This is a genomic window from Novosphingobium sp. GV079, assembly GCF_003058045.1.
Classification (GTDB): domain Bacteria; phylum Pseudomonadota; class Alphaproteobacteria; order Sphingomonadales; family Sphingomonadaceae; genus Novosphingobium; species Novosphingobium capsulatum.
In genome coordinates this window covers 195629-219263 of record NZ_QBUE01000006.1, presented here as the reverse complement: position 1 = coordinate 219263, position 23635 = coordinate 195629, and the positions used below count along the sequence as shown (strand labels likewise).

Annotated in this window: 15 protein-coding genes; 7 read left to right on the top strand and 8 right to left on the bottom strand. The window is 68.4% G+C overall.

Annotation, left to right across the window (positions count from 1 at the left end):
• Positions 1 to 92 precede the first annotated feature (92 nt).
• Positions 93 to 914, top strand: a complete 822-nt coding sequence (locus C8K14_RS10710; protein ID WP_233251029.1) for a FadR/GntR family transcriptional regulator — start codon at positions 93 to 95, stop codon at positions 912 to 914.
• Entirely contained in the window at positions 904 to 1980 is a 1077-nt protein-coding gene (locus C8K14_RS10705; protein WP_107716646.1) for a hypothetical protein, read from the top strand. The genes C8K14_RS10710 and C8K14_RS10705 overlap by 11 nt, the downstream gene beginning before the upstream one ends.
• A gap of 24 nt (positions 1981 to 2004) precedes the next feature.
• Here C8K14_RS10705 and C8K14_RS10700 read toward each other — a convergent pair whose 3' ends face one another.
• The 7 genes from C8K14_RS10700 to C8K14_RS10670 are packed head-to-tail and all read right to left on the bottom strand — an operon-like array spanning position 2005 to position 10435.
• On the bottom strand, positions 2005 to 4080 hold the full coding sequence (locus C8K14_RS10700; RefSeq protein WP_233251028.1) for a beta-galactosidase: 2076 nt from the start codon (positions 4078 to 4080) through the stop codon (positions 2005 to 2007).
• Positions 4081 to 4111: 31 nt separating this feature from the next.
• The gene (locus C8K14_RS10695; protein ID WP_107716645.1) at positions 4112 to 5164 is read right to left on the bottom strand and encodes a Gfo/Idh/MocA family protein; all 1053 of its coding nucleotides are present in this window, start codon (positions 5162 to 5164) and stop codon (positions 4112 to 4114) included.
• Positions 5161 to 6354, bottom strand: a complete 1194-nt coding sequence (locus tag C8K14_RS10690; protein ID WP_107716644.1) for an extracellular solute-binding protein — start codon at positions 6352 to 6354, stop codon at positions 5161 to 5163. The genes C8K14_RS10695 and C8K14_RS10690 overlap by 4 nt, the downstream gene beginning before the upstream one ends.
• Positions 6351 to 7463 (bottom strand): ABC transporter permease, encoded by a 1113-nt coding sequence (locus C8K14_RS10685; protein ID WP_107716643.1) that lies wholly within the window; start codon positions 7461 to 7463, stop codon positions 6351 to 6353. Before C8K14_RS10685 ends, C8K14_RS10690 begins: the two co-directional genes overlap by 4 nt.
• Entirely contained in the window at positions 7460 to 8971 is a 1512-nt protein-coding gene (locus C8K14_RS10680; RefSeq protein ID WP_107716642.1) for a sugar ABC transporter ATP-binding protein, read from the bottom strand. Before C8K14_RS10680 ends, C8K14_RS10685 begins: the two co-directional genes overlap by 4 nt.
• Entirely contained in the window at positions 8965 to 9978 is a 1014-nt protein-coding gene (locus C8K14_RS10675; RefSeq protein WP_107716641.1) for a sugar ABC transporter substrate-binding protein, read from the bottom strand. The genes C8K14_RS10680 and C8K14_RS10675 overlap by 7 nt, the downstream gene beginning before the upstream one ends.
• A 4-nt stretch (positions 9979 to 9982) precedes the next feature.
• Complete coding sequence (locus tag C8K14_RS10670; protein ID WP_022674682.1) at positions 9983 to 10435, bottom strand: MaoC/PaaZ C-terminal domain-containing protein; 453 nt, start codon at positions 10433 to 10435, stop codon at positions 9983 to 9985.
• Between the two features lie 120 nt (positions 10436 to 10555).
• On the opposite strand from C8K14_RS10670, the gene C8K14_RS10665 reads away from it, so the two are divergent.
• From C8K14_RS10665 to C8K14_RS10645, 5 genes are all read left to right on the top strand, one after another.
• Positions 10556 to 11671 (top strand): ABC transporter substrate-binding protein, encoded by a 1116-nt coding sequence (locus C8K14_RS10665; RefSeq protein ID WP_107716702.1) that lies wholly within the window; start codon positions 10556 to 10558, stop codon positions 11669 to 11671.
• A 110-nt stretch (positions 11672 to 11781) separates the two neighbouring features.
• Positions 11782 to 13395: an alpha-L-fucosidase gene (locus tag C8K14_RS10660; protein WP_233251027.1), complete on the top strand. Its 1614-nt coding sequence runs from the start codon at positions 11782 to 11784 to the stop codon at positions 13393 to 13395.
• Positions 13396 to 13452: 57 nt separating this feature from the next.
• Positions 13453 to 16047, top strand: a complete 2595-nt coding sequence (locus C8K14_RS10655) for a TonB-dependent receptor (protein ID WP_054130438.1) — start codon at positions 13453 to 13455, stop codon at positions 16045 to 16047.
• 66 nt (positions 16048 to 16113) lie between these two features.
• Entirely contained in the window at positions 16114 to 19590 is a 3477-nt protein-coding gene (locus tag C8K14_RS10650) for a glycosyl hydrolase (RefSeq protein ID WP_107716640.1), read from the top strand.
• Complete coding sequence (locus tag C8K14_RS10645) at positions 19590 to 22388, top strand: family 78 glycoside hydrolase catalytic domain (protein ID WP_107716639.1); 2799 nt, start codon at positions 19590 to 19592, stop codon at positions 22386 to 22388. Before C8K14_RS10650 ends, C8K14_RS10645 begins: the two co-directional genes overlap by 1 nt.
• Before the next feature lie 21 nt (positions 22389 to 22409).
• On the opposite strand, the gene C8K14_RS10640 is transcribed toward C8K14_RS10645, so the two are convergent.
• Positions 22410 to 23627, bottom strand: coding sequence for an SGNH/GDSL hydrolase family protein (locus C8K14_RS10640; RefSeq protein ID WP_107716638.1), 1218 nt, complete (start codon positions 23625 to 23627; stop codon positions 22410 to 22412).
• Positions 23628 to 23635 lie beyond the last annotated feature (8 nt).

Genomic DNA, 23635 nt, shown 5'->3' with positions numbered 1-23635 from the left:
CAATTTCGTCTGTTGGGTGTGGTTTGGCATAAAATCATATAATAATATAAAATGACTATTCAGGTTTGCGCGTTCCGCGTAAAACTATCGCCATGGCGATTCCCGGTTTCCTGTCTGCCTCGGCCCCATCCGGCCCGCTTCTGTCCGCTCATGGCCGATCCGCCATGGCCGGTGGCGCGCGGCAGCCGGGCTTGCGCAACAGCCATGATCGCGTGGTCCATGGCATCGGCAGCGCGATCGTCGCCGGCGCGTTTGCGCAAGGAGGCACGCTGCCGAGCGAAGAATTGCTGCTGGAGCGCTTCGCGGTGTCTCGCACGGTGCTGCGCGAAGCGTTCAAGACGCTGGCGGCCAAGGGCCTGGTCGTGGCGCGCACGCGCGTGGGCATGCGGGTCTGTCCGCGTCAGCAGTGGAACCTGTTCGATGCCGACGTGCTGGCCTGGCACGTGGGCGAAGGCGTTGAAAGCCGCCTGCGCGAGGAACTGGCCGATTTCCGCCTGGCGATGGAGCCGGCCGCCGCCGCCCTGGCAGCGCGCCATGCCACGCCCGCGCAGATCGCGCAGATGTGCGGGCTGATCGCCGCGATGGGTGAGCCGGGCCTGTCTCGGCTGGATTTCGCAAGGGCGGACCTCGCCCTGCATAAGCTGATCGGCCAGGCTTCGGGCAATCGCCTGATGGCCGGGACCGAAGCGGTGATCGAAACGGCGCTGTTCGCCGCGTTCACCCTGAGTTCGCCGGTAGACGATGCGGCAGAGCACCAGGCCAGCCTGCGCGGCCATGCGGCCATCGTCGAAGCGATTGCCGCGCGCGACGGCGTTGCCGCCGCAGAGGCGGTGTGTGGCGTGATCCGCCACGGCCAACAGAGAATCGACGCTGTCGAACAGCGCGAAGGGGAGATCAGGAACCATGAAGGATAGTCTTTCCCGCCGGGCCATGCTGGCGGGTTCGTCGGCTGCGGCCGGCACTTTGCTGTTGCCCGGCAACGCCCTGGCCAATGGGCATGGCGCGAGCGATCCGGTCGCGCCGTTCCGCACGCCCTACAAGCTCGGTCGGCTGATCCTCGGCGGCTCGAAGGTGGCGGGCAGTTTTGACGAAAAGGCCGTCGATTGCCCGTTCGTGTTCCGCCACGAGGGCCGCTTCTACCTGACGTACGTGGGCTTTGACGGCACCGGCTACCAGACGGGCATCGCCGTGTCCGACGATCTGGTGAACTGGCAGCGGCAGGGCGTGATCCTGGCGCGCGATCCCAGCGATCCGGTCACCCGCTTCAACGTCGCCTCGGCCTCGATCCTGCGGGAAACCGAGATGCATGCGCCCGGCGAACTGATCCGGGTGAACGGCGAATATGTCTGCGCCTGGCACGCTTATCCCAGTCCGGGATACGAGGAAGGACCGGCGGTGATCGGCCTGGCGTTCAGCCGCGATCTGCGCACCTGGCGGCGCGGGCCGCCGATCCTGCGCGCGCAAGATGGCGCGGCGTGGGAGCGGGGCGGGCTCTACAAGCCCTACCTCGTTAAGCACGGCAACCAGTTCCTGCTCTATTACAACGCCAAGACCGCCGAGAAGGACTGGCACGAGCAGACCGGCGTGGCGGTGTCCACCGATCTCAAGACCTGGCGCCGCCATCCGGGCAACCCGATCCTGCGCAACGGCGCACCGCCCGCGCCGGACTCCCGCTTTGCCAGCGATCCGGTGGTGATGACGCATCAGGGGCGCTGGGCGATGTTCTACTTCGGCCTGTCGGGCACCGACTACAAGGCGCGCGACCTGCTCGCGCTGGGCCGCGATCCGTTCACGTTCCACAAGGTGGACGAAGTGCTGATCGATGTCGGCAAGCCCGGCTCGGTCGACGATGGATATGCCCACAAGCCCTCGGTGATTTTCTGGAAGGGGGACCTCTACCACTTCTACACGGCAGTCAGCGGCCCCTATCCCAATGATGTGCGGGGGATTTCGGTCTGCCGGTCGCGCCCCTGGAGCTGATCGAACGGGGTGGCGGCGCAGCCCTCAAGGCAACTCCGCCACCAGCACGCCATGCCCGCCGATCTGTCCGCCCGGTGCCGTGCCGATCAGCGGCCGGGCGCCGGTCGGCAGGGCCAGGGCGCGCGCTTCATCGCCATGGTTGATCGCGATCAGCAGGGTGCGGCCCTGGCCGCGTCGCAGCCCGATTTCCACGTCCGCCGCTGTGCCCGGCAACACCGGGGTAACCCCGGCCTGGGGCACCAGGCGCGCAGCGAGGCGTGACAGCGCCTCCGGCTCCAGCCAGGCGCCGACATAGACGATCCGCCCGCGCCCGACCTGGCGGGAGACGACCGCCGCCTTGCCATCGAGCCAGCCGCCGGGCTGGCGATAGCGCGCCAGGATCTCGGTTTCCGGTGCATCGGGCACCAGCGCCTCGGCCCAGATGGCGGCCTTGCCCTCGCCCAGCGGGCCGGTGATCGCCACGGTGCCGTCCTGCACATAGAATTGCTCGACATGCGCGCCCAGCAGCGTGCGCAGCGGCCCAGGCTGGCGCGCGGCCCACAGCGCGTTGGCATCGTCCTTCTGCCCGGTGCGCGGGCCGAGTACGAGCGTGCCGCCGTTCTGCACATAGGCGGCCAGGTGCTGCGCCTGGGCAGCGGTCAAGACGTTGAGACTGGGGGCAACCACCAGCTTGTAGCGCGCCAGGTCCGCTTCGGGCGCGACCACGGCGGCGCCTTGCGCGGCGAGGCGGAACGGGCGGTAGAAGTCGGTGAACTGGCGCACCGGGTCGAAATCCTTGTGCATCCGTTGCAGGTCGATCGCCCAGCGACTGTCGTAGGAAAACAGGAAGGCCATGTCTGCCACCGGCTCCGTGCCGGCCAGCGCGGCCGAGGCCTTGGCCAGTTCGCCGCCCAGTCCGGCAATTTCGGCAAAGATCGGCGCGGGCGTACCGTCTGCGGCCAGCAGCGTGCCATAGTTGGTTTCCTGGCCATTGGGCGCGGGGCGGAATTCCCAATAGAGAATGGCATCGGCGCCGTGCTGCACGGCCTGCCAGCCCATTTCGCGCACTTGGCCCGGGCGCATCGCGCGGTTGACCGGCGCCCAGTCGATCCGCCCGGCCTGGGTTTCCATCAGCCAGAAATTCTTCTGCTTGTAGCCGCGCACGAGATCGTGATCGGCACCATTGGCGATCCAGTCCGGCTCGGCATCCTGGATATAATTGTCCCAGGCGGCGATATCGAGCCCCTGGTGCAGCGCGAAATGATCGAACCCGTCGTTCCAGAACATCGTGTTGGTGGTGATGAACTGGTGCGGATTGGCCAACGCGCGGATCGCGTCGGCCTGGTTCATCGCATAGCTGGTCCAGGTGCTGGTGAGGAAATGGCGGTAATCGAGCAGCAGGCCGGGATTCTGCTGCCCACCCAGGTGCATCGGCACCTGGTCGAAACGCTGGTAGGTCTGGCTCCAATAGGCGGTGGCCCAGCGCTGGTTGAGCGTGTCGATCGTGCCATAGCGCTGCGCGAGGAACGCATGCCACAGCCGCGCGGCTTCGGCATCGAACGAGGGTAGGCCGATCTCGTTGTCGATCTGCCAGCCGATCACGGCGGGGTTGTGGCCATAGCGGCGGGCCATTTCCGTGGCGATGCGCCGGGCAAACTGGCGGTAGCGGGCGCTGGCGAACGAGAAGTGGCGGCGCCCGCCATGGCCGGCGCGGCTGCCGTCTTCGTCCACGCGCAGGATTTCGGGATAGCGCTCGCTCATCCAGATCGGGGGGGCGGCGGTGGGCGTGCCCAGCACCACGCGCATGCCGTGCCGTGCGGCAGCGGCGATCGCGCGATCGAGCCAGGCGAAATCGAACCGGCCTTCCTCCGGCTCCATCCGGCTCCAGGCGAATTCGGCGATGCGCACGGTGTTGATATGGGCCTGCTGCATCAGCGCCAGGTCGGTGTCCCAGCGCGCTTCGGGCCATTGTTCGGGATACCAGGCGGTGCCAAAGGCAATGCCCGGCGCGGCCGTCGCCTGCATCGGTGTCGGTGCCGAAGCGGCCAGGGCCGGCAGGGCCGTGGCGCTGGCCGAAAGGCAGAGGCAAAGCGCCAGGGCGCGGCTGGAAAAGCGCATCATGGAAAGTCCCCTTGCAGGCGGAAGCCGCCGATCAGTCTTGCGGGATGGGAAAGGCGGACGCGCGCGCGGCGGCATAGCAGGCCTCGACCAGCGCCATGGTCTGCCAGGCATCGTCCACGTGCGTGGCGAGATGGGTGTCCTCGCCGCTGGCGAAGCGCTGGAGATTGCACATCGGGCCGAGGAACGCGTCGGGAAACCAGCGCCCTTGCAGCGGCACCTGCTGCCACTCGCTGCCGCGCCGCACGATCCACAGCTCGTCCGGCTCACCCACCGGATAGTCGAGCAACAGGCCAAGCTTGACCAGCGCGGCGCCTTCGGTGCCTTCTAAGCGAAAGCTGGCATCCTGGAACTGGCGCGCGAAATCGTGGTGGTGGTTGATCGACAGCGTGACGCGCAAGGGCGCCGGGTAATCGAGCAGGATCGTGGTGCGGGTATCGGCCAGCGGGCTGCCGGGATAGCCGAAGCTGCGTGCAAAGACGCCGCTCGGGTTGCCGGCCAAGGCGCGGATCGTGTCGAGATAATGGATCGAGTGGGACACGATCTCCACGCGCGGATTGGGGATCAGGTGCGGAAAGAGGTGCCAAGGCGTGGCCAGGTTGAGATGCACCTCGATCTCCAGCAGCGTGCCGAGATCGCCGCGCGCCAGGCAATCGGCCAGCGCCAGCATCATCGGCGAATAGCGCAACTGGAAATTGACCGCTGCGGTCTGTCCGCGCGCATGCACCGCGTTGCGGATGGCGCGCGCGGCATCGAGATCAAGGCCCATCGGCTTTTGCAGCAGCACGCTGGCGCCGCGTGGCAATGCTTCCAGGATGGCAAGATGCGCCACCGGCGGCGCGGCCACGTCGAACACCGCATCGGCTTTTGCCGCATCGGCCAGCGTGGGGAAGACGGTGCCAATGCCGAACGCATCGGCCAGGGCGCGGGCGCGGTCCTGATCGGGATCGTAGACGCCGTAGACCGGCAGGTCGGCCTTGCGATAGGCGGGCAGATGCGCGTCGTGGGCAATGCCGCCGGTGCCGATCAGCACGATCGGACGGGGCTGGGCGGGGTGGTCCCAGGCCTGGCGCAGCGGGGCGGTCATGCCAGTGCCTCCGCCTGGCGCTGGGCTTGCGCCAGCAGGTCCGCCGTGGTCTGCTCGCCGGTCACCGCCTGGCCCAGCACATCGTCGATGATGTGCGAAAAATCGGCCAGGCGCGTGGTGTGCGGCAGCGCGCGCGCGGACTGGTGCAGCCAGTCGAGGCGGTGGTAATAGGGGATGGCGGCATTGACAGCCGGATCCGCCCAAGTCGAGCGGCGCGTGCCGATGGCACCATGGGTGGTGGTCAGGCGGTCCATCTCGGGCCGGGTGCAATGGCGCAGGAAGTCCCAGGCGAGATCGCGGTGCGTGCTGCCACTGCCGATGCCCAGCACCCAGAACACGTTGAGCGATACCGTGCCACCGCCCTCGCCAGCGGGCAACGGCGCCACGTCCACCAATCCGCGCACGGCGCTGTCGGGCGCGGTATCGGCATAGGCGGCAAAGCCGAACCAGTTGGCCATCATGGCCACATGTCCGGCGGCGAACAGCATGCCCGATTGCACGCTGTCGGTCTCGCGCGCGCCCGGCGCGATGGCCTGTGTGTCGCGCGCCAGCGTGCGCAGGAAATCGAGCGCCGCATGGGCCTGCGGCGAGGCGAAATCGGGCCGGCCGGCGGGCGTGAAAGGCTCTCCGCCGCGCGACCAGATGTGGATGCAGAAATCATAGAACCCGTTGTGGCCATCGGGAAACAGCGCCAGCACCGTGCCGCTGACGCCGCTGGCCGGATCGTGCAGGCGGCGGGCGGCGGCGTGGTATTCCTCCCAGGTGCCGGGCACGGCCAGGCCGGCGGCGGCCAGCAGATCCTTGCGATAGACCAGGCATTCCGGGCCATCGTGATAGGGCAGGCCCCAGACGCCGCCGGCGAAGGCCTGCATGGTGGTCAGCGAAGGGCTCCAGCCGTGGGGATAGTCGCTGGCCGGCCGCTGCGCGAGCAGAGGCGCCAGATCGGCCAGTTGCCCCATGGCCTGGGCCTGCGCCAGCCAGTCGGTGCACAGGAACGCGATGTCATAGTCGCCGCGCGCTAGGCCGCCTTGCGCAATCGCCTTGTGGTGCAGCGCGTTGAGATCGAGCACGTCCAGCTCGATCCGGGCAGAAACGCCGGTGTGCCGCACGAAATCGGCGAACTGGGCGGCAATGGCGCTTTCGAATGGTGCGAATTCGCGCACCGCGATGCGCAGGACGGTTTCGGTCATCGTGTTTCCCCGCGCTTGCGGTTGCCCAGGGTGTAGATCGCGGCGGCAACGATGATCACCGCGCCTTCGATGATGCCCTGGTAGTTGGCTCCCAGGTTCAGGATGTTGAACCCGTTGGTCAGCGTAAACAGGATCAGCGCCCCGGCAACGGTCTTGATCACGCTGCCTGCTCCGCCATAGAGCGACGTGCCGCCCAGGATCGCCGCGGCGATCACGGTCAGTTCCGCGCCCTGCATGGCCGTGGGGTTGATCGCGCCCAGGCGCGAGCCGAACAGCGCCCCGGCAAAGCCCGCCGCTAGGCTGGAGAGGATGAACACGCCGAGCCGATAGGCGCGCACGTTGATGCCCGAAAGGCGCGCCGCCTCGGCATTGCCGCCTACCGCCTGGATACGCCGGCCGAGCACGGTCCGCTCCATCACGAACCAGGCGGCGGTCGTGAACAGCAGCAGATAGACGACGGGGGCCGCCACGGTGAAGCGCGGGCCGACCAGGCCGGCCAGCGCCAGCAGCCCCAGGCCGCCCAGCGCCGGAGCAGGCGCCCGGCGTAGCGTCGCGATCGCCAGCGCCACGGCACCGAGTGCGAAGAGCGGCCAGAACAGCGGCGCCCGCGCGCTTTCGAACGCCAGCATTTGCGCCAGCACCTGCGGGTCTTCGACCATCAGCGAGCGCCCGTCGGTGACCACCAGGACCAGCCCGCGCACCGCCGTAAGCGTGCCGAGCGTGACGATGAAAGCGTTGATCCCGACGAATTCGACGATCACGCCATTGAGAATGCCGATCATCGCCGCCGTGCACAGCGCGCAGAGCAGCGCGGGAACGAAGCCGATCTGCCCGGCCAGCCCGACCAGCACTGCCGCCGCCAGGGCCGCAACCGATGCCACGCTGAGATCAAACGCGCCGGTGATCAGCATGATCGTCATCGCCACGGCCATGATCCCGACGAGCGAGGCTTGATAGGCGATGTTACCCAGGTTCGCCGGCGCCAGATAGGGCGGCAGGCCGCGGCTGGCAGCGAGCGCCGCCAGAATGCCGAGCAGCGCCAGCAGCGCATAGAATACGCCGGCCTGGCGCAGGCCCAGGCTTTGCCGCCAGGGGATTGAGGCGATCATGCAGGAACTCCATCGCAAGCCGGTGCGCTGCCGCTGGCCAAAAGGGTAAGGTCGATCTCGCTGCTGGTGGCCGGGTCCACGTCGGCCACCACGGCACCTTCGCGCAGCACCAGGATGCGGTCGCTCAGCGCCAGCAGTTCGGCGAAATCCGAAGAGACCAGCACGATCGCCAGCCCTTCGTCGGCCAGGCGCCGCACCTGTTCGAGAATGTCGACCCGCGCGCCGATGTCGATGCCGGCGGTCGGTTCGTCCAGCAGCAGGACGCGGGTCTGGTCGGTGAGCCACTTGGCCAGCACCACTTTCTGCGCATTGCCGCCCGAAAGGGTGCCGACCGGGCGCTGCGCGTCTTCGGTCTTGATCGCCAGGGCGGCAATCGCGGCCTCGGCCTCTTGCCGTTCGGTGGCGTGATCGATCAGCCAGCCCCGGCGGGGCAGGGCGATGTTTTCGGCCACGCTGAATCCGGCCACAAAGCCCTGGCGCTTGCGATCTTCGGGCACCAGCGCCAGCCCGGCGGCGACGGCGCTGCCGGTATTGGTCACCACGCCCGGCCCCAGCACCGGCGTGCCATCGACCAGCACCGCGCCGCGCGCGCAGGGATCGGCGCCGAACAGGGCGTGCAGCAGCTCGCTGCGCCCGGCGCCGAGCATGCCCGCCAGGCCCAGGATTTCGCCGGCGCGCAGATCGAACGAGATTGGCGCCAGGCCAGCCGGGGATGCCAGATCGCGCACCGCCAGGCGGACGGTTTCGCCGATGCGGCGCGCCCGGCGGGTCAGCCGCGCCACCGCGCGTCCGCTGATCGCGGCGGCCAGAGCGGCTTCGTCGAGGTCTTCGGTGCGGCGGTGAAGCACGTCACGCCCGTCGCGCAGGATCGTCACGCGGTCGGTCAGTGCCAGGATCTCGTCGAGAAAGTGAGAGACGAACACGATCGCCTTGCCTTCCTGGTGGGCCAGGCGGCGCACCACGTCATAGACCGCCTGGCGGTCCTGCGCGGCGAGCGAGGCGGTCGGCTCGTCCATCACCAGCACTTGTGCGCCATCGAGCAGCGCCTGTGCCAGGCTGACCATCTGCCGCGCGCCGATCGGCAGGTCGGCCACCAGGGCATCGAGCGGGAAGGGATTGCCCAGTTGCGCCACGACCGCTTCGGCGCGTGCGCGCTGTTGGCCATCGCGGCGCTGCCAGCCCGGCGCGCCGAGCAGGAGGTTGTCCAGCGCCGACAGCGTCGGCACCAGCGGGATGTGCTGGTACAGCGTGGAAACCCCGCCGCGCCGTGCGTCTGCCGGCCGCCGCCAGCGCACCGGGGCGCCGCGCCACAGGATCGCGCCTTCGGTGGCCGTGGTCGCGCCCGAGAGAATGCCGATCAGGGTGGACTTGCCCGCGCCGTTGGCGCCGAGCAGGCCATGCACTTCACCGGCGCGGATTTCCAGCGAGGCGTCTACCAGCGCCTGCGTGCCGTTGGGATAGCGCTTGGCGATGTGCCGCAGCGCGAGCAGGGGCGGGGCGGTCACCATTGGCCAGTGCACCGTTGCGCGCTGGCGCGCGTCACTGCCGGGATCGGGTAGGTGAGGAAGCGCGGCGTGCCCGGTGCGGGCGGATGGGCCAGCGCGCGGAAAGCCAGCGCGCCGAGCGCTTCGGGCTGGAAGCAGACGGTGCCGTCGATCGCCCCGGCCTTGAGCGAGGCCATGGCCAGGCGCGAACCGCCCACGCCGATCAGCCGGGCATGCGATCCGGCCGCGCGCACGGCGCGGGCGCAGCCGATCACCATGTCGTCCGCCTGGTTGAAGAACAGGTCGATGCGCGGGTCGGCTGCCAGCATGTTCTGGCAGGCGGCCTCGCCCCCGTCCGGTGTCCAGTTGCCGGGCTGTGCGGCCACGATGGTGTCGCGCCGGCCGCTGGCGGCAAGGCCGGCGAGAAAACCACGCGTGCGCTGTTCCACTTCGGGAAATCCGGCGGCCCCTTCGACAATTGCGATTCGCGCGGGACGGTCGGCGGGCAGCAGTTGCGCGGCGAGTGTGCCGGCGGCGCGGCCGGCGGCGACTTCGTCTTGCGAAACCAGCGCGGCCAGGCCGGGATAGACATCCTGCACCGCGCGCGTGCGCGGGTCGCCCACCAGCGCGGCCACCGCCACCACCGGCACGCCGGCGGCCTGGGCGCGCTTGACCCAGCCTTGTGCCACGATCGAATCCAGCGGCATGATCGCCACGCCGCGCGGGTGCTGCGCGATCAGGTCATCGATGTCGTTGGCCTGCTTCTGGATATTGGCCTTGCCGTCCACCACCAGGCCTTCGGCACCGGCTTCGCGCGCGGCCTGGCGAAAGCCCTTGGCGATCGCGGCGGCAAAGGGAAAGCTCAGGCCCACGGTCGATAGCGCATAGCGCGGCGCGCCGGGTGGCAGCGGGGCGCCGGCGGCGGCGGCAGCCCCATCGCTGCCGTGGCGCGCCAGCGCAACGAGCGAGAGGCTGCCCACGGCCACGACCAGGGTGGCGGCCAGCAGGGGAAGGGGGCGGATCGGGCGCATTGCGTCAGGCCGCCGCCGAACGGCGATCGACCAGGTAGAGATGCTCGCAGGCGAGCACGGTTTCCTCGCGCTGGTTGCGGATGTCCACCGTCTCGGTCACCACGCCCTGGGCGGTCCGCTTGGGATGGTCGCGCTTGTCGGCAATGCGGGTGATCGTGGTGATCGTGTCGCCGATGTGCACCGGGCGGATGAAGCGCAGGCGATCATAGCCATAGGACATGGCGCGCGGGTTGATCACCGTTGCGGTGAGGCCGATGCCGATGCTGAACACCAGCGTGCCGTGGGCGATGCGCTGGCCAATCTCCTGCGTGGCGCACCAATCCGCATCCATGTGATGCGGAAAAAAGTCTCCGGTGTGGCCGGCATGCACGACGAAATCGGTCTCGGTGATAGTTCGGCCAAAACTTCGCCGTTCCGATCCAAGAACATAGTCTTCGAAAAACTGTTCGATGATCATCGCAGATACCTCTCCGAAAAATCTGCAATAGTATTTTTATATGATTTATATTATTGCTAAGCTGTGATGATCCCGGAGTCAACCGGTGTTGTTCGCCGCGCAGGCAAGAAGGAGGATGGGATGAGCGAGACGACCTTGAAGGGCATGACGTGGGATCACCCGCGCGGTTACGAGCCGCTGGTGGCCGCTTCGCGCGAGTGGGCGCGGCTCACCGGAACGGCGATCGAGTGGGAGCGGCGCTCGCTCCAGGCGTTCGAAACCCATCCGGTGGAAGACCTTGCCCGCGCCTATGACCTGGTGGTGATCGATCATCCCCACGTCGGCATTGCCGCGCAGTCGGGCGCGCTGCTGCCGTTCGCGGGCGGCGATGCCGATGCTGCGGCCGGCAGCGTTGGCGGATCGTATGAAAGCTATGCCTGGGATGGCCGGCAATGGGCGCTGCCGATCGACGCGGCGGCACAGGTCCAGGCCTGGGTGCCTGGTCGCCTGCCCACGCCGCTGCGCGATTGGGGCAGCGTGCTGCGCCACGCGGAGGCTGGCGGCATCGGCCTGCCGCTGCGCGCGCCGCACAGCCTGATGAGCCTGATGACCCTGTGCGGCCTGATGGGCCTGGAGCTGTGCCCGGCGCCGCGCGTGCTGTTTCCCGATGCGGCGGCCGTCGCGGTGGAGCGGCTTTACGCCTTGGCCGAACGCGCTGCCCCAGGCGCGGCCGAAAGCGATCCGATCGCCGTGCTCGAAGCGATGGCCCGCGCGGATTCGCCGCTGGTCGCCGCGCCTTTGATCTATGGCTATGTCAGTTATGCGCAGGACGGGTTTCGGCCAGTGCGGCTGGCGTTCGCCGACCTGGCTCCATGGCAGGGCAGCGCGCCGCGCGGTTCGGTGCTGGGCGGCACCGGCATTGCCGTCTCGCGCCTCGGCCGCGATCCGGAGGGCGCCATGGCCTTTGCCCGCTGGCTCGCCAGTGGCCCAGTGCAGACCGGTATCGTTGCGGCAAATGGCGGGCAACCGGCCCACGCCCAGGCCTGGGCCGACATACCGACCAATGCCGCCACCGGCGACTTCTACCGCGCGACTCGTGCCACGCTGGACCACGCGTGGATTCGCCCGCGCCACGCCGGCTACATGCCGTTCCAGGACGAGGCCTCGGGCCTGATCCTGGCCGCCATTGCGCGCCAAATGCCTGCGGAATCGCTGGTTTCCACGCTCAACCGGGCCTTTGCCGCGAGCGTTCCGTAACGATTGGCAACGCACCAAAGTGTGTTTGTTAAAAAACATCTTGTTCATATACGAACAATCTGCCACATAGTCTACAGCCCTCGCAGAGGGGCGACGAAAGGATTGAGGATATGGCTGCGGCCATGAAAAGCCTGTCTTGCATCATGCTGGCCTGCGCTCTTGCCGGAGGGACAGCCCTGGCCGCACCCGCCGGTGCGCAGCCCGGCATCTCGTCCGATCCCAAGGCCGCCGCCGCGCAGATCGCCCGGATGGATCGTGAGGTCGCCGGGGGGCGGTTCAAGGCGGACTGGTCCTCTCTGGCCAACTATCGCGTGCCGGAATGGTACCGCGACGCCAAGTTCGGGATATTCGTCCATTGGGGCGTCTATGCGGTGCCGGCCTCGGGCAGCGAATGGTACTCGCGCAACATGTATGTGCCGGGCCACGCCGATTTCGTGCACCAGCGCGCGACCTATGGCGATCAATCCGTCGCCGGTTACAAGGACTTCATTCCCCAGTTCCGCGGCCAGCGCTTCGATCCGGCGGCGTGGATGGCCTTGTTCAAGCATGCCGGCGCGCGCTACGTCGTGCCGGTGGCCGAGCATTGCGACGGCTTCTCGATGTATGGCTCGGCGATCAACCGCTGGAATGCCGTGGCGATGGGGCCGCAGCGCGACGTGGTGGGCGAGATTGCCAAGGCCGCCCGCGCCGCCAATCTGCACTTTGGCCTGTCTTCACACCGCGCCGAACACTGGTGGTGGTATGGCCAGGCGCCTGCCGGCAGCGACGTGTGGAACCCGGCCTATGCCGATCTCTATGGTCCGGCCGCGCCGCGCACCCTGCCGGGCAGCGATGCCAGCGCGGAGCCCGATCCCAACCATCTCGAACAGTGGAACCCGCCGTCCAAGGCCTTTCTTGACGATTGGCTCGCGCGCACGGGCGAAGTGATCGAGAAGTACAATCCTGAATTCGTCTATCTCGACTGGTGGATCAACCAGCCCGCCTTCGCGCCTTACTTGCAGCGTCTTGCCGCCTATTACTATGACAGCGCGGCACGGCGCGGGGTTGGCCCGGTGCTGGCCTATAAGGAAGAGGCGTTTCCCGCTGGTTCGGCGCTGTTCGATATCGAGCGCGGCCGGCTCGATGCGCTGCGCCTGCTGCCCTGGCAGACCGATACCTCGGTCAGCATCAACAGTTGGGGCTATGTCGAGAACGACAAGTATCGCACCGCTGCCAGCCTGGTGGCGACGCTGGCCGATGTCGTTTCGAAGAACGGCAACCTGCTGCTCAACGTCGGGCCCAAGGCCGATGGCACGATCCCGGCCGAAGCGGCCAGGGTGCTCGACGAAATCGGCGGCTGGCTGTCGGTCAATGGCGAGGCGATCTACGGCACGCGGCCGTGGGTGATGTTCGGGGAAGGACCCACGCGCAACGCGGTCGGCTCGCTCAAGGAAGGGGGCGATCCCACCTATACCCCGGCCGACATCCGCTTCACCACGCGTGACGGGCGGCTCTACGCGCTGGGTCTGGCCCATCCGGCCGACGGCGCGGTGCGCATCGGCGTGCTCTATGCCGGCAATCCCTATGCGCCGCCGGTCAAGGCCGTGCATCTTCTCGGCAGCACTGCGCCGCTCGCCTGGCGCCAGGAGAAGGATGGCCTGCATGTCACGCTGCCGGCCACCGGCGCCAAGGCCGACATGCCCTATGCGCTGCGCATCGAGTTTTCGCCCCCGAACAAGACGTGACGGGGCACTTGCACACCACAAGCTGACACAAGTTTGGGATAATGGGGAGGTTTAGCAATGAAGAACGTGGGAGCCTATCTCTGCACCGCCGCGCTCGGTGCCCTGGTCATGCCGGCGGGCTCCGCCCTGGCGCAGACCGCGCCGGCAGCGGCCAAGGCGACGACTGACGCCAAGGATGAAACCGTTGCCGACGCTATCGTCGTCAGTGGGGTCCGCGCCAGCTTGCGCAGCGCGCAGGATCGCAAGGCAAATGCCAGCCAGATCGTGGATTCGATCGTGGCCGAGGATATCGGCAAGCTGCCCGACCAGAACACCACCGATGCGCTGCAGCGCGTGACGGGCGTGCAGATCGAGCGCGACTATGGCGAAGGGTCGACCGTCTACGTGCGCGGCCTGGCCCAAGTGAACACCACGCTCAACGGCCGCGAGATCTTCACCGCGCAAGGCGCCCGTGGCCTCAACCTCCAGGATATTCCGGCCGAACTGCTCGCCGGGCTGGATGTCTACAAGTCGCCCTCGGCCAACCAGATCGAAGGTGGCCTGGGTGGCCTGATCGACTTGCGCACGCGCCGGCCGCTCGATTTCAAGGGCCTGACCGTGGCCGGCAACATCCGCGGCATCTATTCCGACCTGGCCAAGGAACTGACCCCGGCCGTCTCGGGCCTGATCGCCGATCGCTGGGACACCGGCGCGGGTGAGATCGGCGCGCTGGTCAGCGTGTCGTACCAGGAGCGCAAGTTCCGCTCAGACCTGATTTCCACCGGCACCCCGGCCAGCAGCACCACGATCGTGCCCGGCCAGACGGTGGTCGCTCCCAACGGCGCCTATGACGTGACGCCCTATGGCGATCGCCGCCGCCTGGGCATCAGCGGCACCTTGCAGTGGAAGCCCACGCCCAACCTCGAAATCTATTTCGAAGGCCAGTACGCGCGCTTCAACAACCTCAACGACAACTACGGCGCTTCAGTTGGCCTGGGTGGCTTGACCGCAGAGCCGGGCGCGACGGTGGCCGCCAATGGCGACGTGACCAAGGCGACCTATCTCAACGCCCCGCTCACCGTACTGTCTTATGCCTATGACACGCGCGACCGGATGACCCAGTTTGCCGGGGGCGGCAAGTGGACCAACGACAAGCTGACCGTGTCCACCGACATCAGCTATACCAAGGCCACCGGCAGCGTGGTGTTCAACAGCGGCTTCACCGGCGCCACGATCCCGCGCTTCTCGGTGGACAACACCGCGTTCGTGCCGGGTTCGAGCGCCAATGGCTATGACCTGCTGAGCCAGTCGAACACCAACTTCCAGTTCCTGCTCTACCAGGGCACGCAGAACAAGGCGGACCAGTTCGCCGGCACGCTGGATGCGTCCTATGCGGTGGACAGCGGCTTCCTCAAGTCGATCGACGTCGGCTTCCGCTACGGCAACCGCACGGCGCAATCCAACCAGACCAGCTTCTTCCTGTTCAGCGGCGCGCCCGGCACCGCTGCGCCCTCGATCCTGGCTGCCAACCCGGCCAGCGATTTCTTCAGCAAGTCTTCGCGCGGTACGCCGCTGCTGTCTAACTACCTGGTCATTCCCGTGCCGCTGCTGCGCGATCATCTGAGCGAAGTGCAGACCGCGCTGGGCTTTGACGCCACCGATCCGGTGAACGGGCCGCTGGCGTTCTATCGCGTCAGCGAAAAGACCACCGCGCTCTATGCCATGGCGCGCTTCGGCTCGCCCAGCGGGCTGGTCGATGGCAATGTCGGGTTGCGCTATGTCCACACCCAGACCGCGCTCAACGGCAACCGCACGCTTTCGGGCGGCGGCGTCGGGCCGATCCAGGTCAATTCCAGCTATGACGACTTCCTGCCTTCGGCCAACATCCGCTTCAACCTGACCGACAAGCTCAAGCTGCGTCTGGCCGCGTCCAAGGTCGTCACCCGCCCGAACTTCAGCGATCTTTCGCCGTCGCTGACGCTCAATTCGGTGCAGCAGAACGGGTCGGCCGGCAATCCCTACCTCAAGCCGCTCAAGGCCGACCAGCTCGACGCGTCGCTGGAATACTACTTCGCGCGCGGCAGCTCGATCTATGGTGCGCTGTTCTACAAGAAGGTGCGCAACTTCATCTCGGTCAATCCCTCGGTCGAGGTCTACGACGGCATCACCTACACGATCAGCCGCCCGGACAACAACCAGGGCGGGGAGATCAAGGGCGCCGAAGTGGGGTATCAGCAGTTCTTCGATTTCCTGCCCGGCGCGCTGTCGGGCCTGGGGATCCAGGCGAACTATACCTACGTGGACAGCAAGACGACCTCTTCGATCGTCGGCCAGACCACCCCGCTCCAGGGCTTGTCGAAGCACACCTACAACCTGGTGGGGATGTACGAGAAGTACGGCGTTTCGGCCCGCGTCGCCTACAACTGGCGCAGCACCTACTTCGACAGCACCTATCTGTTCAACGGGGTGGGGCAGCCGAGCTTCCGCCGCGGCTATGGCTGGCTGGCCGCTTCGCTCAGCTATGACGTGACGCCCAACGTCACGATCAGCCTAGAAGGCAACAACCTGACGCGCGTGATCCGCCGGTCCTATTACAACAACATGGATACCCGGCCGCACGAAACCCAGATCGACGATCGCCAGATCATCTTCGGGGTTCGCTTCAAGTTGTGATGCCTCCGCGCATCGGGCAGGCTGGCATCCGGCCGGCCCGATGCGCGGCCCAGACAAAGGCCTGCCATGCCGTCCAAGCGTGACTTCGATGCTGTATTTCCGGGCCTGATGGTGGATCGCCGCTCGGCCCTGCTGGGCGGATCGGCGGCACTGTTGTGCACGGGCACCGCGCCTGGCAACGGCCACGCCGCGCCGGTCGATCCGCAAGCGAGCGCCTGGGGCGAGGCATTCGACCGCCCTCCGCCCGAGGCCGGACCGGGTGTCTACTGGTACTGGCTCGATGGCGCAGTCAGCGCGGCCGGGATCACGGCCGATCTTGAAGGCATGCACGCCAACGGCATCACCACGGCGATGGTCTTTGCCATTGGCGCCTCGGCCAAGCCGCCGCTGGTCGATCCGCCGGCCGATGCACTCACGCCGCAATGGTGGGGCCTGATCGATCACGCCGTGGCCGAGGCGGAGCGGCTGGGGATTACGCTGTCGCTCAACATCTGCGATGGCTGGGCTACGGCGAGCGGCCCCTGGGTCACGCCCGACCTGTCGATGCAGGTGCTGACCTGGTCCGACACGCGCGCCACGGCCGGGCAGGGCGCGATCCGCCTGGCCACCCCGCCGATGCGGCGCAACTGGTATCGCGACGTGGCGGTGCTGGCATTTCCCTGGCCGGAAGCGCTGGACGAGACGAGCGCACGGCGCCATCCGCGCGTTTCCACCACCTTGCCGCTGGCCGGGCCACCGCTCGCGCGCCTGCTCGATCCCGGCAACGACGAGGACGTGTTCGACACCACCCAGGCCGGCCAGATCGACGTGGCTTTCGACCAGCCGTTCACGCTGCGCTCGGTCACCGTGCGCACGCCGTCGCCCTGGGGCTATTCCCCCGGCGTCTATCGCGCGGCCAATGCGCTGCGCGTGGAAGCAAGCGAGGATGGCGTCACGTTCCGTCCCGTTGGCCGGCTGGAATATCCCCAGCATGGCTGGCAGACCGACCTGACCACGCTGACCCACGCCTTGCCCGAAACCACCGCGCGCGTGTTCCGCTTCGTGCACGAGCCGCAGGCGCCCGGCCCCTATTTCGAGAATTACGATTTCGGGCAGGACGTGCGCCTGCGCCTGTTCAGCCTGGAGCTTTCGTCCCGGCCGGAAATCCACCAGATCGTGGGCAAGACGGCGGCGCAATGGTCGATCAGCCGCCGCACCGATGCGCGCGACGTGCCCGATGCGGTCTGCGTCGATCCGGCCAAGGTGCTCGACCTGACCGACAGGCTGGCGGCCGATGGCACGCTCGACTGGACCCCACCGCCCGGCCGCTGGCGCATCCTGCGCCTGGGCCACACTAGCAATGGCCGCGAGAACTCCGCCGCCGGGGGTGCGCAGGGGCTGGAAGTCGATCGCTTCAACGCGGCGGCAGTGACCATGCAGTTCGATCGCTGGTTCGGCGCCGCGCTCGATCGCATCGGCCCGGCGCGCGCGGGCAAAGTGTTGAACACGGTGCATGTCGATAGCTGGGAAGCCAGCGGGCAAAACTGGACGGCGAATTTTCCTGCCCGGTTCCAGGCCTTGCGCGGCTATGCCCTGCGCGTCTGGCTGCCGGTGCTGGCCGGCGTGCCGGTCGGCAGCGCAGAGCAGAGCGAGGCGATACTGCACGATTTCCGGCAGACCGTGGCCGATCTCACGCAAAGCGCGTTCTTCGAAACCATCGCGCGCCTGGCCCATGCACGCGGCTGCCGCTTCAGCGGGGAGCCGGCCAGCCCGACCTATGCCGTGGACGGCTTGCGCTGGGCAGAGGCGACCGATGTGCCGATGGGCGAATTCTGGTTGCGCACGCCGCGCAACGACAAGCCGACCGATGTGGCCGATGCGGTTTCGGGCGGGCGCATCTATGGCAAGCGGATCATTGCCACGGAAAGCTTCACCGAGAACGACATTCTCTGGGACGAGCACCCCGCGATGCTCAAGCCCTTGGGCGATCGGCACTATTGCCGGGGCATCAACCGCTTCATGCTGCACGTCTATACCGCGCAGCCGTTTCTCGATCGCGCGCCGGGGCTGACGCTCAACGGTATCGGCACGATGTTCAGCCGCACCCAGACCTGGTGGAGCCAGGCGCGCGGCTGGTTCGATTACCTGCGCCGCTGCCAGGCGGTGTTGCAACGCGGCCTGCCAGTGAGCGACGTGGCGGTGTTCACCGGGGAAGACATTCCCAACCGCGCGCTCTTGCCGCACCAGTTGGACGCGCCATTGCCGGCCGGCGTGGCCTATGACTCGATCAACCGCGATGCGCTGGTGCGCCTGGCGCGGGTGGAGCAGGGCGCGATCGTACTGCCCGGCGGCATGCGCTATCGCCTGCTCGTGCTGCGCGCGGGAGCGCGCTATTCCAGCGGCTTCCTCGCCGCACTCGAACGCCTGGTGCGGGCGGGCGCCACGGTGCTGGCACCGCCGCCGCTTGGTGCCGTCGGGCGAGAAGCCGATCCCGCGGCGTTCGTTGCGCAGTGCCGCCGGCTCTGGCCGGATGCCGGACGTCAGGGCGAAACCTGGCTGGGCGCCGGGCGCGTGGTCTGGGGGCAAAGCCCTGCGCATGTCCTGGCCAGCCTGGGGGTCGCGGGCGATCTTCTGGCGAACGATGCGGCGGGGCTCGAATGGACTCATCGCCGCGAGGCGGGGGTCGATGTCTATTTCCTGGCCAACACCGGCGGTGCCGCGCTCGATACCGAAGTATCCTTGCGCGTGACCGCGCGCGCCGTGGCGCTGTGGGATGCGCTGGAAGGGCAGCGCCTGCCGGCACCCGCCTGGCGGAATGTCGCCAGGCGCACGGTCCTGCCGCTGCGCCTGGCGCCGGGGGAAAGCCGGTTCATCGTTCTGAGCGACGGCGGCGTGGCACCGCATCTCGCACAGGCCCATCTCGCGGCCGGGCAAAGCCTGGAATGGCGCGGTGAGCGGCTTGTCATGGCCGGGGCTGGAGAAGCTCGGCTGCTGCGCAGCGACGGGCGCCGCCTGGCACCGGTGGCGCCGGCCATGACCCCGGCAATCGAACTCGACCAGCCCTGGACGCTCAGCTTTGCCGGCTGGCGCGCCCCGCCCGAGCGGCTGACGCTGAAGCAGCCCGCGCTGTGGAGCGACCTTGCCCCCGATCGCGTGCGCTTCCATGCCGGATCGGGCACCTATGCCACGCAGATCGACCTGCCGCGCCACATGCTGGTGCGCGATATCCGCCTGATGCTCGATCTGGGCGCAGTGCATGCCATGGCCGAAGTCACGGTCAACGGGCGCTTGGCCGGCCGGCGCTGGATCGCACCCTTCCGGCTGGACATCACCGCATTCTTGCGGCCGAGACGCAACACGATCGTCATCACCGTCACCAACACCTGGCACAACCGCCTGGTGGGCGATCGCGTCTTGCCCGAAGCGGAGCGGGTTGCCTGGGTCTATCCCAAGCTGCGCGGCACCAAGGACTGGCTGCCGGCCCGCGATGCGCCGCTGCTGCCGGCGGGCCTGGCCGGTCCGGTCCGGATCGTGGCTGAGCCACTTGTGGACATTCCGGTCTAATGAGGCTGGACCGTCGCACCGCGCTGGCCGCGATCGGCGCGACGCCGCTGGTGGCCGGCGCCGGCAGGGCGCATTCTCTGCCACCGGGTGATCTGCTGGCGCAAGACTTGCGCGTGGAAGGGGTGGCCGAGCCCGCGGGGCTCGACTTGCTGCGTCCGCGCTTTTCCTGGGGCCTTGCCGCGCGCGATCCAAGCGCGCGCGGCCTGGTGCAGCGCGGGTTCGAACTGATCGGCGGCACCGATCGCGCCCGCGTGGCTGCTGGCCAGGGCGCCCGCTGGGCCGGATCGCCCGCCGCCGGCGGGCAGACTCTGGTGGTGCCGACAGCGGACTTGGCGCTCGACAGCCACCGCCGCTATTGGTGGGCGGTCCGCGTATTCGATGCGGCGGGGCGGCCGGGCGCCTGGAGCGCGCCCGCCGCGTTCCTCACCGGGGTGCTCGAGCTGGCGCGCTGGCCCGACCGCTGGATCGCGGCGGAGCCCGACCCGGTTCTACCGCCGCACCGCCAGGGGCAGGCGAGCCCAGCCATGGTGCCCGCCCGGCCGCTGCCGATCCTGCGTCGGCCCTTGCGCCTGGCGTCGCCGCCGCGCCGGGCCGTGCTGTCGGTCTGCGGCTTGGGCCAATATCGCCTGGCGATCAACGGGCAGGCCGTGGGGCATGCGGCGCTGACGCCGGGGTGGACCAACTACCGCCGCCGCGCGCTTTATGACACGCACGATGTCACGGCCCTGCTGCACGCTGGCGACAATGTCCTGGCGCTGATGCTGGGCAACGGCATGTACAATGTAGAGGCCAAGGAGGGCCGCTACACCAAGTTCCTCGACAGCTTCGGCCGGCCCAAGGCGATTCTGGCAATGACCATCGAGCATGCCGATGGCCGGATCGAGCACATTGCCAGCGATGGGCAATGGCGTTGGCGGGAAGGGCCGATCCGCTTTTCCTCGATCTATGGCGGCGAGGACTGGGACGCGCGCCTGGTGCCGCCCGCTTGGATGGAACCTGGCTACGACGATCGCGACTGGCAGCCGGTAGTGGCCGTGCCGGGGCCGGGCGGGATGCTCCGCGCCGGGCTGGTGCCGCCGGTGGTCGCCGCGCGCACTCTGGAGCCGGTGGCGATCACGGCCGTGGCGCCCGATGTGCTGCTGGTCGATTTCGGCGTCAACTTCGCCGGTCGGCCCCGCCTGATGATCGAGGCGCCGGCCGGTGCCACGCTGACCATCCTGCCGGGCGAGACGCTGGACGAACAGGGCCGGGTCAGCCAGCGCAGCTTCAACGCCGGGCCGGGCAACCGCGTGGCGTTTACCCACGTCAGCACCGGGAGCGGGGTCGAAGCGTTCGAGCCGCTGTTCAGCTATCACGGCTTTCGCTGGCTGGAATTGCGCGGCCTGCTGCGCGCCGCGATCCATGCGGTCGAAGGCGTGGTGCTCCACGCCGATCTTGCGCGCGTCGGCCGGTTCCAGGCCGATGATCCCTTGCTCAACGCCATCCATGGGCTGATCGATCAGGCCGTGACCAGCAACATGGTTTCGGTCCTCACCGATTGCCCGCACCGCGAAAAGCTGGGCTGGCTGGAACAGACCTATCTCAACGCGCCCACGGTGCTCTACAACCGCGATGCCGCGCCGCTTTATGACAAGCTGGTGCACGACATCGCCGAGGCGCAGCAGGCCGATGGCATGGTGCCGGGCATCGCGCCGGAATATGTCGCCTTCCAGGACGAGCAGGGGCAGGACCAGGTCTGGCGCAATTCCCCCGAATGGGGCGCGGCGGCGGTGCTGGCACCCTGGGCGGCCTATCGCTTTTGCGGCGACGCCACCGTGCTGGTGGCGGCCTGGCCGGCGGCGCAACGCTATTGCGCCTATCTCGCGCAGCGGGCGCGGGATGGGATCGTCGATTTCGGCATGGGCGATTGGTACGATGTCGGCCCCAACGATCCGGGCGAGGCGCAACTGACCTCGCGCGCGCTGGTCGGCACGGCCACTTATATTGCCTGCTTGCAGACGATGGCCAAGATCGCCGCGCGGATCGGGGCGGTTGCGGATTACGCCGCGCTGGCGGTGCAGGTTACGCAGCATTTCAACGCGCGCTTTCTCGATCCCGCCACCGGCCGCTACGAACGGGGCAGCCAGACGGCGCAAGCCATGCCGCTGGCGCTCGGCCTGGTGCCCCAGGCGCAGCGTGCCGCGGCGCTCGACCGGCTGATCGCGGCGATTCGGCGCGAAGGCAATGGCGTTACCGCCGGGGACATCGGCTATCGCTATGTGCTGGAGGCGCTGGCTGCGGCCGGGCGTGACGATGTGATCCTGGCCATGCTGCGGGTGCGCGATCGCCCCGGCTATGCCCTGCAACTGGCGCGCGGGGCCACCGCGCTGACCGAGGCGTGGGACGCCAATCCCACCAAGTCGCTCAACCATTTCATGCTCGGCCATGCCGAGGACTGGTTCTATCGGCGCCTGGGCGGGCTGGACATCGATCACGCGCGAGGCGGGGACGCGGCCTTGCGCCTCGCGCCGCAGATGCCGGCCGATATCCCGGCGGCCGAGGTCAGCTATCGCCTGCGCGAGGGCGTGCTGTCCTGCGCCTGGCGACGCGAGGCAGGCCACCTCGCCGTGACCGTTTCCGTGCCGCCGGGGCGCCAGGCGCGGCTGGTCTTGCCGGGGCTGCCCGCCAGCGACTGGCGCGAACAGGGCCTGGCCCCGGCGCGCGTGCCGGGCGTGCTCGGTTTCGCGCGCGAGGAGGCCGGCCAGGCCATCACGCTCGGCTCCGGCCACTATCGCTGGACCGCCCGCGACGCTGGTTGAGTACGCGGGCGGTTCGCGGCATCAGCGACGGGGCGCTTCGAACAGGCTGGGCGAAACGGCGGCCGCCAGGGCGGCATAGCCGGCATCGTTGGGGTGGAGATGGTCGCCCGGCTCCAGACGGGGATTGATCCGCGCCGGGTCGGCGGGATCGGCCGCCGCCTTCTCGAAATCGATCACTCCGTCGAACAGCCCGCCGGTGCGGATGAAGGCGTTCACCGCCTGGCGCATCGCCTCGCCCTCCGGCGTGAAATAGACCGCGCCCTTGTAGGGCAGGATCGTCGCGCCGATCACTTTCACCCCGCGCGCATGGGCGCGGGTCACGATCTGGCGATAGGCCTCGATCACCTGCGCGGCGGTCACGTCGCTGTCGGGCTTGTTCCACCACCCGATGTCGTTGATGCCTTCCAGCAGCACGATATGCGTGACCCCGCTGACCGCCAGGGCGTCGCGGTCCAGCCGCGCCAGGGCGGGCAGGCCAAAGCCTTCGTGCAACAGGCGGTTGCCACTCATCCCCGCATTGACTACGCTCCATCCGCGATAGCGCGTATCGGCGGCAAGCCGCTTGGCGAACTGTTGGGGCCAGCTCATGTCCTTGCCGGGGGTGGAGGCGGCGCCTTCGGTGATCGAATCCCCGAACGCCACGATCACCGGGCCGCGCTGGGGCCGCGCCACTTCCACTTGCGACACCACCGCCGGGCCGCGCAGCGGGCGAGCGCCGGCCATGGACGCAGCCGCCAGTTGCTCGCCGGGCGCCACCGCCAGATCGCCATGATGCGCGGCGGGCATCGCGCTGTCCTTGTAATAGACCGAGATCGCCAGGTGTTGCAGCGCCTCGATTGGCAGCGGCACGGCATCGCTGAGCAGCGGCGCGCCGGTTGGAATCCAGGCTTCCGCGCCGCCGGCAAAGGTTACCGCGCGGTCGCTGCCCGGCACCAGGCGTCCGTCTGCATCGACCAGCGCCACGTGCACCCCGGCGATCCGCACCGGGGCGATGCCCAGCTCGTTGGTCAGCTTGAGGCGGATGGCATTGCCAGCGGTGTCCACGCGCAGGATCTGGCGCACCGTCTGGTTGGCAAAGATCGCCGGGGTGCCGCCCGGCTGGCCGGCAATCGGCGCGAACGGCGCGCTGAACCAGCCGGCCGCCCAGTTGCCATTCCCGTCGCCAGCCGCAGGCGGACTGGCCGCCATCAGCAGGGGTGCCCCAAGCAGGGCGAGCGCGGCGATGGGCCTGGCAATCATGATCTCTC